The 14,334-nt window shown below is 44.4% G+C and carries 19 protein-coding genes and 1 pseudogene; 11 read left to right on the top strand and 9 right to left on the bottom strand.

Translation table 11 applies throughout. The features are described 5' to 3' along the window. Positions 1-47: 47 nt before the first annotated feature. Together BMX14_RS08275 and BMX14_RS08290 are read right to left on the bottom strand one after the other, a co-directional pair. On the bottom strand, positions 48-476 hold the full coding sequence (locus BMX14_RS08275; protein ID WP_092674274.1) for a hypothetical protein: 429 nt from the start codon (positions 474-476) through the stop codon (positions 48-50). Between the two features lie 831 nt (positions 477-1,307). After that, the gene (locus tag BMX14_RS08290; RefSeq protein ID WP_092675426.1) at positions 1,308-1,790 is read right to left on the bottom strand and encodes a DUF2778 domain-containing protein; all 483 of its coding nucleotides are present in this window, start codon (positions 1,788-1,790) and stop codon (positions 1,308-1,310) included. Positions 1,791-3,110: 1,320 nt separating this feature from the next. Between BMX14_RS08290 and BMX14_RS16400 the strand changes: the two genes are divergently transcribed. The 4 genes from BMX14_RS16400 (at position 3,111) to BMX14_RS08305 (ending at position 4,392) form a co-directional block, all read left to right on the top strand. Further along, the gene (locus BMX14_RS16400; protein ID WP_143056401.1) at positions 3,111-3,305 is read left to right on the top strand and encodes a hypothetical protein; all 195 of its coding nucleotides are present in this window, start codon (positions 3,111-3,113) and stop codon (positions 3,303-3,305) included. Next, positions 3,302-3,520, top strand: a complete 219-nt coding sequence (locus BMX14_RS08295) for a hypothetical protein (RefSeq protein WP_092675429.1) — start codon at positions 3,302-3,304, stop codon at positions 3,518-3,520. The genes BMX14_RS16400 and BMX14_RS08295 overlap by 4 nt, the downstream gene beginning before the upstream one ends. Before the next feature lie 121 nt (positions 3,521-3,641). Continuing rightward, positions 3,642-4,007, top strand: coding sequence for a toxin-antitoxin system TumE family protein (locus BMX14_RS08300; protein WP_092675432.1), 366 nt, complete (start codon positions 3,642-3,644; stop codon positions 4,005-4,007). Positions 4,008-4,011: 4 nt separating this feature from the next. Further along, complete coding sequence (locus tag BMX14_RS08305; RefSeq protein ID WP_092675435.1) at positions 4,012-4,392, top strand: HVO_A0114 family putative DNA-binding protein; 381 nt, start codon at positions 4,012-4,014, stop codon at positions 4,390-4,392. A 525-nt stretch (positions 4,393-4,917) separates the two neighbouring features. On the opposite strand, the gene BMX14_RS08310 is transcribed toward BMX14_RS08305, so the two are convergent. Further along, positions 4,918-5,250: a nucleotidyltransferase family protein gene (locus tag BMX14_RS08310; RefSeq protein WP_177173118.1), complete on the bottom strand. Its 333-nt coding sequence runs from the start codon at positions 5,248-5,250 to the stop codon at positions 4,918-4,920. Positions 5,251-5,254: 4 nt separating this feature from the next. Continuing rightward, positions 5,255-5,506, bottom strand: coding sequence for an XdhC family protein (locus BMX14_RS16875; RefSeq protein WP_230527404.1), 252 nt, complete (start codon positions 5,504-5,506; stop codon positions 5,255-5,257). Between BMX14_RS16875 and BMX14_RS16880 the strand changes: the two genes are divergently transcribed. After that, complete coding sequence (locus BMX14_RS16880; RefSeq protein WP_230527406.1) at positions 5,505-5,789, top strand: hypothetical protein; 285 nt, start codon at positions 5,505-5,507, stop codon at positions 5,787-5,789. The genes BMX14_RS16875 and BMX14_RS16880 overlap by 2 nt on opposite strands. A 28-nt stretch (positions 5,790-5,817) precedes the next feature. On the opposite strand, the gene BMX14_RS16885 is transcribed toward BMX14_RS16880, so the two are convergent. Together BMX14_RS16885 and BMX14_RS16890 are read right to left on the bottom strand one after the other, a co-directional pair. Next, positions 5,818-6,057, bottom strand: a complete 240-nt coding sequence (locus BMX14_RS16885; RefSeq protein ID WP_230527408.1) for a hypothetical protein — start codon at positions 6,055-6,057, stop codon at positions 5,818-5,820. Between the two features lie 13 nt (positions 6,058-6,070). Further along, a complete protein-coding gene (locus tag BMX14_RS16890) occupies positions 6,071-6,247 on the bottom strand; it encodes an XdhC family protein (protein ID WP_230527410.1) in 177 nt (58 codons plus the stop codon). A gap of 577 nt (positions 6,248-6,824) precedes the next feature. On the opposite strand from BMX14_RS16890, the gene BMX14_RS16585 reads away from it, so the two are divergent. Together BMX14_RS16585 and BMX14_RS16405 are read left to right on the top strand one after the other, a co-directional pair. Next, complete coding sequence (locus tag BMX14_RS16585) at positions 6,825-6,998, top strand: hypothetical protein (protein ID WP_230527411.1); 174 nt, start codon at positions 6,825-6,827, stop codon at positions 6,996-6,998. Between the two features lie 166 nt (positions 6,999-7,164). Continuing rightward, positions 7,165-7,452: a hypothetical protein gene (locus BMX14_RS16405; RefSeq protein WP_143056402.1), complete on the top strand. Its 288-nt coding sequence runs from the start codon at positions 7,165-7,167 to the stop codon at positions 7,450-7,452. Positions 7,453-7,503: 51 nt separating this feature from the next. On the opposite strand, the gene nhaA is transcribed toward BMX14_RS16405, so the two are convergent. Further along, positions 7,504-8,649, bottom strand: a complete 1,146-nt coding sequence (nhaA, locus tag BMX14_RS08320; protein ID WP_092675441.1) for a Na+/H+ antiporter NhaA — start codon at positions 8,647-8,649, stop codon at positions 7,504-7,506. Positions 8,650-8,905: 256 nt separating this feature from the next. Here nhaA and BMX14_RS16895 point away from each other — a divergent pair. The 4 genes and pseudogenes from BMX14_RS16895 to BMX14_RS08340 form a co-directional block, all read left to right on the top strand. Next, positions 8,906-9,390: pseudogene (locus tag BMX14_RS16895) on the top strand (IS3 family transposase); the annotation flags it as partial. 146 nt (positions 9,391-9,536) lie between these two features. Beyond that, the gene (gene tssD, locus BMX14_RS08330) at positions 9,537-10,025 is read left to right on the top strand and encodes a type VI secretion system tube protein TssD (RefSeq protein ID WP_092675446.1); all 489 of its coding nucleotides are present in this window, start codon (positions 9,537-9,539) and stop codon (positions 10,023-10,025) included. Next, positions 10,025-10,387 (top strand): tlde1 domain-containing protein, encoded by a 363-nt coding sequence (locus BMX14_RS08335; protein ID WP_092675450.1) that lies wholly within the window; start codon positions 10,025-10,027, stop codon positions 10,385-10,387. Before tssD ends, BMX14_RS08335 begins: the two co-directional genes overlap by 1 nt. After that, entirely contained in the window at positions 10,384-10,965 is a 582-nt protein-coding gene (locus BMX14_RS08340; RefSeq protein WP_092675453.1) for a hypothetical protein, read from the top strand. Before BMX14_RS08335 ends, BMX14_RS08340 begins: the two co-directional genes overlap by 4 nt. Before the next feature lie 870 nt (positions 10,966-11,835). On the opposite strand, the gene BMX14_RS08345 is transcribed toward BMX14_RS08340, so the two are convergent. Together BMX14_RS08345 and BMX14_RS08350 are read right to left on the bottom strand one after the other, a co-directional pair. Further along, on the bottom strand, positions 11,836-12,438 hold the full coding sequence (locus BMX14_RS08345) for a YrbL family protein (protein WP_092675456.1): 603 nt from the start codon (positions 12,436-12,438) through the stop codon (positions 11,836-11,838). A gap of 149 nt (positions 12,439-12,587) precedes the next feature. After that, the gene (locus BMX14_RS08350; RefSeq protein WP_092675459.1) at positions 12,588-14,318 is read right to left on the bottom strand and encodes a phosphoethanolamine transferase CptA; all 1,731 of its coding nucleotides are present in this window, start codon (positions 14,316-14,318) and stop codon (positions 12,588-12,590) included. Positions 14,319-14,334 lie beyond the last annotated feature (16 nt).

The following is a 14,334-nucleotide window of genomic DNA, read 5'->3' on the forward strand; positions in this document are numbered from 1 at the left end:
GATTTCAAATCCGTTAGTTCACCCGCGAAAAGTTGCTGGTTAAAACTTTACCCAACGACCGCCGCTATTTTCGTAGCGGTGTCCTTTTGTCGCTTCCACGCGCTGTAGATGTCCTTATCCCAAGCCTTGCCCGCCCTAGTCTGATAGCCAGCCTCGTTAATCCTTTGAGCTATCACCCGACCGTTATCAAAGCCCTGTTTTATGGTATCAGCCACTACTTGAAGTACAGCCGCCTCATTGTATGGATGCTGAGGGATGCCTTGCTTACCACCAATTAACGCAGCCGCCGCCGTTTCCATTCGCTCGACTAGGGCAATCATGCGGCGATCGGGATTACTATCTGGCTGGCTGATTTTGTGGCGTATAGCGTCAATGAGCCATGCAGTTTTATCAGTGCCGGACTCACTCACAGCATTGGTAAATGATTCGACCAGTTCAGCAGGAACGCGAAAAGTAACGGACAGTGATTTACTCATAATGACCACCAGCAAAAGGAGATAGTGAGTAATTTTACCACTGTAAGACAACGTTAGACAGTAAATAAGCCGTGATAATGTTGGTTCACTCATACTCAATGTTGGTTCAAAACGCATTTTGGTTGGTTCAATTTTTGAGAAAAATGCTAATTAAAACAAACATCTTTACAAATTGAACCAACTGAACCAACGTGTTTTTCTATATTTATAATAAAGAGTGAGTGAGCAGTGATGATTTCAAAACCGGATTAAAGAGAGGTGAAGCTATTTTCGTAGCTTCGGTGATGGCCTACGAAACTATCGTAAGTACATACGAAAGACCTACCGACAAATCAGGCGGCAGTTTTACCTTTAATGGGTATTTACATTTACTTGATCACCCTTTCGCATTTTACTTGATCAGGCATTGGCAAATTATTTGGACACCTCCAACAGAAGTTACGATGGTGATTGCAGAAGTCTGACACTACGCCCATACAATCAAACCTTTTGCAGGGTAAGACAAACAAGAAAAAAGCTAGACGATGGTCGCTACGCTCCCCGTGATTGTTATATACCCACCACGGGGGCATTAGGTTTTTTATGGCTGAATAATAGCTTACGAGTTTCGACGAATACACAGAACACAAATGAGCATGGATATGATCAGCGCAATCCAAAATGTAAAATCAAACAGTAAATCAGTTGTCTCTTCCACTCCTACTGTATTTAACCACGATGCCAGATAATCAGTGACGTTTGGCCACAACAGAGAAATTAGTTTGCCAATGACAAAAAACATCACCACCGACAACACGAGAAAACCCAATATACGCTTAATCCATTTGAGCATTAATCAACCCTTATTGTGCCGTAAGCCATTAGAAGCGAACCAGGAACATTTATCATACTGGTTTTAAGAAGACGATTGCGAAGATAGTCAAAATCAGTAATATGGCTGAGCGTAATACAGCCTTCACTAAGTCCACGCGGACCAATTGGATGTAACCTAAAATTACCTCGCCGCACACCTTCAATAAATGTATAGTCGTCGATCTTACCGTCTCGGCGATACAGAGAAAACCACTGACTACGATCCGTGCCATAGGCATACTTCAGAGCAGCTTCACGAATTGAACTCAAACGCCCACCTGACTGACGCCCGATGATGTAATACGTTCCCTGCGGAATAGGTCCAATATCAGGAACGCTTGTTAGGCTAGCATTATTGCGACCTTGCCTCTGACCAGAAAAAGCAGGGAACCTACCAACGCCGCTACATGTAAGCAAAGACGTTGGCATGCCGTTGTTGGTGAAAAAACACGTTATTGCCATAACTATCCCTTGTATTTAAATTCCAAAAGTCACATATATTTACCATAAAGCCTTCATACGCACACCTCTCAAACGCCCTCAGAGCCATTCTGGGGCGTAATCCCTAATAATCATCCTACGTCTTACCGACTCAAAACCTCTCAAAATGACTTAGATAAATCCTGACGCTATGAATCGTTATGCACTCAAGTGAGTAGCCGATGATTTACTCGGTTTTTTTGTTGGAGGTATCCAAGTAATCTGCAAATGGCTGATCAACTAAAATGCGAAAGGGGATCCAAGCAACATGCAATTACGCACTTTAAGTGCAAAACCCCTAATCTGTGGTTATTGATACGGGAATCTCGGTAACGGTAGCAAAGCCCTGATTCGGGCTTAGGTTAGTTTTACGACTCTTTCGTAATACCGATAATCCAGAAGCTTCATGTCGACAAAACACCAAAAAATCGACACGTTATCCAGATATGTCGATAACGCGTACATAGATATTTTCCAGCCACTAGCAGAGGCTCACAACAGAGTTACCGACAGTTACCCTGTTAGCTGGTGATCGAAATCATCGACAGAGTAAACATTGCTTACCCTGTTAGTTGCAAACCAATGATATTGCCTCACAAAGGCAGGATGTTGCCTTAGCTCATTCTTTGAGATTTACCGAAAGTAACTCAAAAAATAGGTGGCTCCGAAATCGGAAGCACATACAGGCGATGACCGAAAGCGCAGACTTACGTTATCGAGATAATCAGGGGCTTAGAAAATTATTGTAACCCGCATTCCATAGATTCCCTTCAAATCAAGGCGACCAGAGCGCAGCTCTACTCTTTGCTGTTTAATCATGTGTTTAACACACATTTAGAACCCGCCTCAAAATTGAGGAGGGATACCCGGCTTAAAATTAAGCCACCCCACCCCGTAGAGCACCTACACAAAAAAGGCAGTGACCTACCCTACCCCATGGAGGGAGTAAGATTACGGCAAGGTTTAACGGTGATGTTACGGGGAGGTTTTTTACTCGATGGCTCACCGTAGGGATCTAACCAATAAAAAATATGAGTGAATTCTCTTACTGGATGGCAGCATGGCAACGCATAATTATTAGACAATAAACGGTCACACAAAAATATTTGGGGGTACAATTGGGGGGATATTGAAAAAACCAATAAAACTATATTCAATTAAAACAGGAAGTTAATCTATATTATCGAATCCTATAGGGCGTACCATTTCAACATCCACTACCCTCCAGTAACGTCTACTCACCCCAGTAAAACCAAGCACGCTAATCTAACCTTTGTCTGCTTTCGTCCAGTAATCCTTGCAGTGAACCGCTCACAAGTAGGGGCAGATCCCAGTGTCAGCTTAGCGGATGCGAAAAGAGTCATTGCCGCAGGTGCTGATCCAAGCCAAGAGAAACAGGCCGAGAAACCCGCCAAGCCTGTAGGCAGATATGCACGTATGCCGTTATCACTGATAGAGCTGAGGATCATCCGGTCACTGATTTATCGGGCGAATTGAAGGCAGCGAAGCAAAAGCACTTCCCTTACCTCAGTGTTGAAAAGCCCCCCACCGTCCCCAATGAGCTGCGTGATTACTCTGGCAGCCTGATCACCAGAATCGCCTTCAAGCGACTGATGATTAAAGGCTTACGAACTATTGAGCTACGCACTAACGAGTGGGCGGATATGGATTTCGATAAAGGTATTTGGAAGAAATCACGTCCGCTAGGATAACGATCTCAAATCCGACTTTTTCCCCTTTAAGCTATCGCCCGCCTCACATATAAAATCGATAATAATGTTGACACCCCTAAAATTATTGTTATGATTAGATCATAACATTTTCGGTAATGCTATGACTCAGAACACTGGTTTGGATTATCTGTTAGACCTTCATGGGCAATCTGTACACCGTGAGGAGGGTTACTGGTGGAAAATAGAAGCATGGCAGGTCAAACCGTCATCATTCATACCGCACGGAATCAGGTATAGTCTGACTTTGCATGATAAATACAATCAGCGCGTTTTTGGAATGGATAATGCTCATGCAATTAAGCCACCTAAGAAGGGAAAGCATACCGGGCGCATTGTCTACGACCACATGCATAGAACCCCAATAGATAAAGGCGTTCCCTATGAATTTATCTCACCGGAGCAATTGATAAGAGACTTTTTTCTAAAAATCGATGAAGTCATTGCCGACAGAGAAAGTAGAGGCTAAAACAATGAAAGCACTAATTGGTGTAATGCCAGAAGAAAATATCCGTAATCGGCTACTTGCAATAGCCAAAGGCCAACATAAACCGAATGGAGAGCCGAAAGTCTGGTTCACTTCAATAAATGCTTTAGGGCAAGTCCTAAGCAATGATAATATCGCGCTAATTCGCTTAATCGATGAAATCAAGCCTGAAACGATAACCGATCTGGCTCGCTTATCGGGTAGACAGAAAAGCAACTTATCAGTCACCCTTAAAACGCTTTCATCGCATGGGTTTATCCGGCTAGAAAAGCAAGGAAAATTCGTCAAACCTGTTGCGATCTTTACTGATTTTGATATTCAGGTTAAGCAAGCGTTTATCTGTAAATTTAGTAGTAATGCAGCTTAATACGATCCCGTAGGGTTTTCGTCCACCTTACCCTGCGGGAAAGCACTGATTAATCCGTTTCTACCCGCGCCGCTATATTCATAGCAGTTCACTTGTGGTGCTTCCACGCGCTTTCCCCTCCCAATAAGCTCCCTGCTAAAATAATGACTGAGTTTTCACGATGCTTGAGGTCGATTATTTATCATAAAAAAGCTTAATAAGTGATAAATTCAGCATCTCTTTGGGTTAACTGATAATCAACGCCATGACAAAGGCGCGGTAAGGTTTAGGCTAGACGCCAGATTAGAGGAATAAACAGAGGTAGCGTGCAAGGCTGTCCGGCGTATCAATATCGATGATGCAGCCCTGATCGTCGGTTTGCAGGGTAGCGTAAGGTGTCTGCTGAAAAAAAGATGATGAGCCCCCTATCGCTCTGTAGAGCCGTCAGGGAGGAATAGAGTGTCCTAGCAAACCCTACTGGGTGGCCATAGTGATGTTGATAGCGTGGCCAAACACACTCAGCATAACGCAGCTGTTCGGCGACAGCTAAATAGGTGTCGGATCTGAAAAAAAAGGCATATCCGCTAACGTCACCACCCAGCCATCGTACTGCGCGGTGTGGTTGACGGCTATTGCTATCGACTCGCCTAGTCCACGGCTAGGATAGGTAATCAGTGCCTCTGCGGCAACTAAGTGATGGAGTGCAGTCTCTTCGGGCTGTGTAACAAGGTAAGTATCCAATCCCGTTGAGATCGCCGATTGTAAGGCGTAGTCGATTAACGGCCTCCCCTGAATCGGCACCAATAATTTATGCTCGCCGCCTTGCAATTTAAATCTTTCGCTCTTTCCTGCAGCCAGCATAATAATCGCGATGTTCATTACGTTAGTTCTCCCACTGCAGTAGAGGCATCGCGTCTTTTCCATTTTTACAGCGAACAATAACCGCCATAATGGATAAGGCTATTTCAGCCGGTGTTTTGCTCCCAATATTCAGGCCTATTGGTGCCCGAATACGCGCTAATTCGTGCTGGCTCACTCCCCCACTCCGTAATAAACGCAATTTTCGTGCGTTACTGGTGTTGATGGATCCCATAGCACCAATATAAAAAGCGGGCGTTAACACCGCTTCCATCATGGTCAGATCATCGATTCGAGAATCGTGGGTTAAGGCGAGGATCGCGGTCGCAGGATGGCACCCTGAGCGCTATAAGTATTTTGCCGGAAACTCATTTATCACCTCGATACTGGCCGACAGTTCATGCGCTAAACTTGCTCGCTCGCCTTCACGATGTTCACAGACTACAGTCTTGAAACCGAGCGCGGCAGAGAAATTCGCACAAAAAATGGCGACGTTTGATAATCCGGCGAAAACCACAGTCAGTGGTGCCGACAGCGTGATGTCGATCGATGGATCATGACAATTAACCTGAGGCGTCTTCACAAAGGCTATTTTAGTGAGGACTTTGCACGATTCAGGCGGAATGATTTTTTTATTAATGAGTACTTGCCACGCAACGCGTCTAGCAGCGTCTGTAAGTAGGCCTGACTTTCTGTTCCAGGTAGGCACTTCTCGACCAGAATATCGACTATGCCACCACAAGGTGGCGCTTTATTGGGGAGTAATCCACCTGCTCCGTAACGAACCACTTCGCTTTCTTGCTGCAAGGCTCCCTGGGTAATAAGCATAATAAAACTTTCCTCAATACCCCCCCCCCGATAATGAGCCATGGTATTGACCGTCACTGCTTATCACCCTCATAGCGCCCGGAGGTCTGGGCGAAGAACCACAAGTGGTTATCACCGTACAAAGCCAAATGGGCTGCGATACCACCCAAGAAATGCCCTGTGTTAAGACGTTAACGTCTAAACTCTCCATACTTATGCCAACCTCTACACTCACGATTCCCTTATTATTCCATGCCGATAGCCTCTCACTTTGTGTTAGCGCAATGAATTTACACCTATGAGGCCAAGCTACCGCATCCTGTTATTCTCGCAGGATACGCCAGCCACCCGCTTAATTGGATTGGCGCATAATATCAAGATAAATTGTTAATGCATTGTAAATTTATTCTGGTTTTTAAATAAGGGTAATCTTACCTTACCGTGCCAATACTTCTGTTATTACTCATAGACTTTTTAATTGAAGAAATATTATTCGCTACAAGGAATTGCGATAAGCGGTAGGGATAAAACCCCATCGGTGAGCCTTCAGTAAGAAGTTGATTGCTGTGCTTCACTCATTAAGGGTCGAGATCGCCGTTGAGAACAACCGCTGGCGAGTGGTCAAGGCTGTATAGGGAGTAGAGAGTGGCAATGTCATCAATCCTAACCTAGTACGTAGGTGGGGCAGGCTTTGGATAAAGCGGTGCATTACGCAGTGAATCCACGTCGATCAAGGCGCGGTGCAAGAGTCTAATTTTGACCGTTATGGCCTGCTTTTACGGCAGAACATGTCTGGAATAGAAGTCATGCCATTCTACCCTTCGGGTTTTCCTCAAGGGACGGGTGACGTGTCCACCGCGATAGCGGCGACCGCTTTCGTCAGTGCTGACATTAGGCTACTGGATACTATTACCCTCCTCTACCTTTACCCAAACGTTGAGTTAAGGGTATATCGGTTTTGACGGGAGCAAAATGAATAGTGTGCCACGTGTAGCGGGGAGACGGGAAGTATCTCACGATCCCTTTTGGCAAGCCCCTCCCTGAGGTATTTGTGCTGACTATCAGATTTGTAATGTTTAACTCTGGCAATAATTTTTTAATCAACTACGGTTATCGACAGGGGTAACTATGATGCAAAAATGCCAGATATGTAACAGTAAAAAAGTCACTGCCTGTGGGGCGAGAAGGCTTAACTCGTTGTTTCAAACGAGTGATTTCACACATTCTCACCAAGGTAAACTCTCCAGCGGGTTCATTCGGGCAATCTTCCCTATTGCAGAACCTGTACTGAGAAATATCGAACAGCTATTGGGAATTCACACCTTTACACACGCTATGGTGACGGAGATCTCCCCCTCTGACGATGTAATCCTTCTTTGCCGCGCGTGTGGCCTCTGGTGTAAATCACAGCATTAATATCAGCTTCACGTTAGAAGGGGCAAATCGAAATTGATGCCCCCTTCAGTGTTAGGCTATCTCTTTACGTCGGTATGCCACGTTAAGCAGCACCACGCCAACGACTGCCGATAATAATGACCCGCCCAAGACCCCGATTTTAACTTCATCCAACAGCATCGGATCATTTGGGAAGGCTAGCCCACCAATAAATAAGCTCATGGTAAAGCCAATTCCACACAGCATCGCCACACCATAGAACTGCAGAGTTGTCGCCCCTTTCGGCAACTGTGCGACGCCAAAGCGAATCAGCAGGAAAGAAATTAGCCCAATACCCAACTGTTTACCGATAAATAATCCGAGCATTATGCCTAAAGGCACAGCACTGAAGAGTTGATCCACACTGGTGTGTAAGAAACTTACGCCGGCATTCACAAAACCAAAAACCGGGATAATAAGAAAACTTACCCAAGGGGCAAGCCGATGTTCTAATTTAAGCAGCGGTGAAGTTTGCCCGATTTTTTGCCCTGAGTGCGGAATACAAAGTGCCAGTATCACGCCTGCCACCGTTGCATGGATCCCTGACTGATTGATGAAATACCATAATACTACGCCCAAGGATAAGTAGACGGGTAAGGCAACCACGCCACGGCGATTGAGCAGCAGCAACACAATGACTGTCACCAGTGCGCCGCTAAGCATATCGATATTTATTCCAGCCGTATAAAACAACGCGATAATGATTACTGCCCCTAAATCATCGATAATGGCTAGCGCGGCCAAAAAGATCTTTAAGGAGGTCGGCACCTTACTGCCGAGCAACGACAGTATCCCTAAAGAAAAGGCAATATCGGTCGCCGAGGGGATGGCCCACCCCGATAAGGTGTGATGATCTTCACGATTGATCACTAAATAGATCGCGGCGGGAACGAGCATTCCCCCCACCGCCGCCGCTCCAGGCAGCATACGCTGCGACCATTGTGCGAGTTGCCCCGTTAAAAACTCGCGTTTAATCTCTAAGCCCACCATCAAAAAGAATACGCTCATCAAGACATCGTTAACGAATTTTTCAACCGGCACACCCGCAATCGAGCGGTGAATGAAGGAAGTGTAGAGTTCTTCGCCGCCAGTATTACAGAGAATAATGGCGATAAAAGAGGTGATAATCAGTAAAACCCCAGCCGCTAAGGGTGAATGCAAAAGCTTAGTTAAAGACATACTAAAATCCTAGGGTTAACAATCCATGCTGAGAAAGAGTGTATAATAAACCGGGAATTTGTACGAATATTGTCGATGTCAGTCTTAACCCGATAAAAATTATTGAGAAAGCTATTCTTGCTGTTACTAGTATCTTTACAGTTAGTACTTCCTATTAAAGGGTTGAGTATTCATCAAATTGGCGTTTCGGTTCCTTACAGTGAATGTCCACTTACCTTTACTCGCTCCTCGATTATCGTTGAGCAATACTATCGGCCTGCAACACGACTTCACGGCCAAAAGCACCAACGAGGAGTGGGTCAGTGACGTGACTGAATTCAAGGTTAACGGCGAAAAGCGGTATCTCGCACCCGTCGTTGACGCCTTTTACAGTGAAGTTATCGCCTACAGACTGTCATAAAGGCCCGTTATATCGCTGGTTGATTCAATGCTGGATAAAGCGTTTATGAGACTGATACCGGGGGATACGCCTGTACTATACACTGACCAGGGCTGGTAGTACCAGATGACGGCTTATCAGGATGGTGGCAGGTGTGCAATTGCCTTGATAATGCGATGGTAGAAAGCTTTTTCGGCACGCTCAAATCCGAACACTTCTATTTGGAGGAATTCAGCAGTATCCCTCCGCTTAGAGAGGCCATTGACGCCTATATTCACTACTACAACCATGAGCGAATCAGCCAGCGGCTGAAAGGCCTCAGCCCTGTTGAGTTTCACTTACTACGACAAATAGTGGCCTGAGTTAAGAGGACATGATGCGAAGTCTGACTTTAACCGGGGAGATACCTATTCTTTTGATTGTCATCAATAAATCATTAGACAGTATTTAGCTGTAACCGGTTGGAAAGAAGATAATCTACTATTCAATTAACACGGAAGTTTATTTTATGGCTATTCCGGTTTACTTATGGTTGGAAGATGATGGTGGAGTGCCAATAAAGGGCATTGTCGATGTGAATGGTCGAGAAGGGAGTATAGAAGTTAGTGAACTAATGCACTCAGTAGAACAGCCCACTGATTTTCTGACGGGGAAAGCGAGCGCAAAGCAGTTGCATAGCTCGTATGCTTTCATGAAAGGCATTGATAATTCATCGTCTTATCTTTACAAAGCATTGTCTACAGGCAAGACCCTAAAAAAGGCTGTGTTTAAGTTCTATCGTATCAATCACAACGGGTTCGAGGAAGAATACTTCAGGACTACGCTAGAGACCGTGAAAGTAGCAGAAATAGAACCGTTCATAATGGATGTAAAAAATCCTCAATGGGAAAGGCATGATCATCTCGAATACGTTGATTTAGCTTACGAAAAGATCACATGGCATTACCTTGATGGTAACATTATTCACTCTGATTCATGGAAAGGACGGGCTGCATAATGGCGTGGGAATACAATGTAGCAACACACACCTTCACCCGTAACGGTGAAACATACACCGCGGACTATGCCGGTGCGACTGGATATAAAAACGATAGCTCTCAAGAATGTGTAAGCGGGAAAGGCCCTCTTCCTAGAGGGACTTATACAATCGGCTCCCCTCACAATTCCCCACATACGGGAAAATACACGCTAGATCTTACCCCTAATTTGAGCAATGCAATGTGCGGACGTTCAGCCTTCCGCATACATGGCGCAAGCAGGAGGCATCCACTGGACTCTTCCGAAGGCTGTATTATCGCCCCCATCAGCGTCAGAAAGAGCATTTGGGCGAGTGGTGACAGGGAGTTAAAGGTGAAATGAAATATATTGTAATTGCCCTGGCAGTAATAGCTTCTCCTGCCGCAAGGTCTATGCAAATGGAGGGGTTTGGTTCTAACTACTACCAAGATGATGCATCCGTTCCTGAATACACCACTAACAAAGATTTATCGCCTGTCGTGATTGTTGGCAACAATATATTTGTTATGGGATACAGCACCCTTGCAGACATAGCGAAAACTACGGATGTAACCATCAACAAAGGAGAACAAGCCTCATGGCTTTGCCTGAACTCAAAAGGGGTGAACTATTGGTTTATTTCTGATGCCGAGATGGGCCAAGGTGATTTAACATCTATTGCAGTAGCCAGAAATGTGAGGGATAAAGGGTGTTATTCTTATTCAGGTGATTTAAGCGTAACAATAAATAAAGTTCCTTTATTAGATGTGACATTAAAAAACATCATTTCAACGTTCTCGAACACCTCAGATACTAATATAATTAGATATTGCAATGATTCTAAGACTTATGGTGATTTTACACAAATGAACTGCCTTCAGTACATTCTTAAAGCAAAGAACTTAGAAGGTGTGATAATTAGTCAAATTACGTCCAACTGAACTGGATTGCGTGGGGTTATCAAGACCAAAACTGCCTTTTTGCGACTTTACAGAGGGTGGTTGGTGCATGTAAGCGATGTCGTTCTGGTTGTCCGATGAAGTCCACTGACTATCAACTGATGGTCAGCGGACGGCTCCTAAAAAACGTGTCCAACATTACGGGTTCAGTTCAATTGCGTGACTTGGGAAAAATTACAACTTCCACTTAAAGAAGTATTAATTGATATAAAATATCAAGGTCGGTTAGAAATCTCCATGATACCCATTTTTGGAAAAAATCAGATTGATAGAGTGATAAACCTCATACTTCATAGCGCCAAGCTTTCTTCTGACGAGGGTGGACGGTAAAGAGTCCGTTTTTTAGAGAACGCCATAAAATGAAAAAAATATATTACTGTTACTCGCCCTCGTTTTTCCTTAAACACTTACGCTTCAAAAAAGGATGGCGATTATTTCAAAGACGAAACACTAGAGAGTTGCTCTCAGAAGAAGCGATCAGCTGCTGTTCAACACTGCATGATTTACCTTTCTGATAAAAAAAACAAGAATACGATAAACACTATAATCTACTCTTAGACAATGCCTGGAAACGAAAACATGAGTTCCACAACTGCACTCTTTTTGTAAACTCTATTGCTGCATCAAAAAGACATTGGGAAAATTTTATAGATCAAGAGTGCTTGGCCCAAGCCTATTTAGATGAAAAAGAGAGTTTTGCCTTCTACACTGATAACAATGCATGCGTAATAATAGGATGTATTGGAAGAATAAAATCCCTCACGAATTATCAATTTTCGCATCATGGCGTTAATTAGGCCGAGCAAACTCCACTCTTAATCGTGCAGTGATAGGGAGCTTGCTCCCTGACCATCATGAATTAATTGAAAAATGGTAACGTTCTTCAACCAAAGATTCGAAACGCCTAAATTTCCGCTGAAGCATTCGGGCAGCGATCGATTTAAAAAAATAGCTTAACGGCAGTAAATTTGCAGAGCCTAAGTTGTCAATCAGATAGAGACGACCATGACTTTCACTTTCGCGCTTAAAAACAATGTTATAAGCCTTTAAATTCATCATCGAAATATAATGGCGTTGGAAGGTTTGTTTAAACTCTTGATAGGCGGAGGTGAGTACGTTAATTCGCGGTTCGGTAAGCTCGAATTTTCTTGAGTAGTGATCAAGGGTTTTCGAAACTTGACCATCATAATCCCTTACCAACTCATAGACATACCCCATCCCTAGGGTTGTAGGCAATTTTCCACGATAGTCAGCAATGCCGTCTAGATTGACATTACACTTATGTAGCCAGTTGAAATAGCGCACTTCCCTGATCGTTTCTAAGTCGTCACGTGGATCGATGTGGACTTTAATGCACAACTCAGGATGACCAGGATACTGATAACAGGCGCGATGGCGGCCTTTAGCAATCAATAATGCGTCGGAGAGGACCAAGGGGGGTTGTACTACTTTCATGGTAGGCACCTATATAACCAGATTTATCTTATAAAACCGAGTGTAAAAAATGAAACAATCTGAGTTACACATTAAGTGCGAAGTGCAGGTGTGAGGGAACTTAGTGCATTTTTTGTGAATTACTGTCCCCCCCGCAGGGGGGAAAGTATTTATTGGTTACCGACTTGGTCACCGAAAGGTAAGGCATCGTAATCTTTCAAGCCGTTCTTTTTATAAGGGTTACCAACCCAACGTGTCACTTTCACAAAATCAGGACTGACAACGGAACGCGTTGCATCATAGCCTTGATAGCTGAGTCCCGCGAGATCAGACCATGTGTGGATCAATTGCGAACTACTATAAGGTCGATTACTGTCCGCTGAGAAATCGCGCGGATGCGCGGCTTGCCAGGAGGTCGACGTCCACAATAAGAAAGGAATTGTGTACATATGCCGGGTCGGCGTTTCTTCGTTACGACCTTGGGTCTGATGCGGTGGCGTATCGTAGACTTCCTCGCCATGATCAGAAAAGTACAATAAGAAACCATTCGGATCAGTCGCGCGATAATCCTTAATAATCTGTGTCACCACTTTATCGTTGAAGTGTTGAGCACTATCATAATCGTTGTAGGTGGCGACTTGTTCCGGCGTTAAGCCTGATGGCAGATGCTGCGTATTACCGTCAAAGACACCTTCGTTTTCTGGGTAACGGAACTTGTACTTGATATGGGTACCCAGCAAATGAATGATAATAAACTTCTTAGGCGCCGGGTCATTGAGTACTTTTTGGAAAGGCCCTAGCACATTCGTGTCGTATTCCCGTGCACTCTGTGTCCGTTGCTGATTCATGTAATACTGCTGATCGGTCTGTTTTGAAAATACCGTCAGCATCGTATTACGTTCCGTCATCGTTTGCTGATTGGTTATCCAAAATGTCTTATACCCCGCTTGTTTCATCATATTCATTAATGATGGCTGAGTCAGATAGAGATCAGGGTTCTGTTCATCAGCAAAGGTCAGGGCTTGTTGTAATATCTCGATAGTATAAGGACGAGAGGTGACGACATTATTGAAGACTGTGAGGCGTGGGTCCGTCTTATGTAATGCGTCTAAACCCGGAGTGGTCTCGCGCGGGTAACCATACAAGCTCATTCTACCACGTTGCGTTGACTCACCAATGACGAGTACTAATGTACGCGGGGCATTACCTGAACTATCTTTCAAGTTGGCTAACGGAGCAAGCTGGTTATTTTTACTGAGCAGCTTATCCATTTCGGTTAATTGTTGACGATACTGATAGTACCCCGTCACAAACTGCCACGGCGCGGCAGGCTCCATCCTCGATGCCAAGTTATTTAAAGTGTTATCGATCGGTTTATGATTAACCCCCGTATCGATAACGATAGGATTTAAAATTAAGCCATATAGCAAGCCAATGCTTATCCCCCAGCGCCACACTTTAGGTAGATAGACCGGGCGTAAACGCGTCCAAAGAAACAGAGCGATCAGCGTATAAACCACTACTACCGCGATCATCTTTAGGCTGAAATATTGGCTTAAGTACTCGCTTGCTTCATTAGCATTGGTTTCGAACATCACAAAGAGAACACTTTGTGAAAATTCCTGGCCATAAATCACATAATAGCCGAGTGCCGCTACCGATGCGGCCCAGAGAACAATACCGATAAGCGCTGCCAGCACCTTCGTTAAGCGCGGGAAGAGCAAAATGGGGATCAGCCACAATGAGCTGAACAAGAGAGAATCCCGTAATCCATTTGTTCCGCTATAGCCACTCGCGACAATCACAACCTGTAAAAACGTTGAGAAAAACCAAAAATAAAGGAGAGCTATCCCCAAGGCTTTCCAGCTAAATTTGGGTGACGCAGACTGATTCATATCCATAGAGAATCCTGTAAAA

Origin of the sequence: Rosenbergiella nectarea (assembly GCF_900111105.1) — a bacterium.
Taxonomy (GTDB): Bacteria; Pseudomonadota; Gammaproteobacteria; order Enterobacterales; family Enterobacteriaceae; genus Rosenbergiella; species Rosenbergiella nectarea.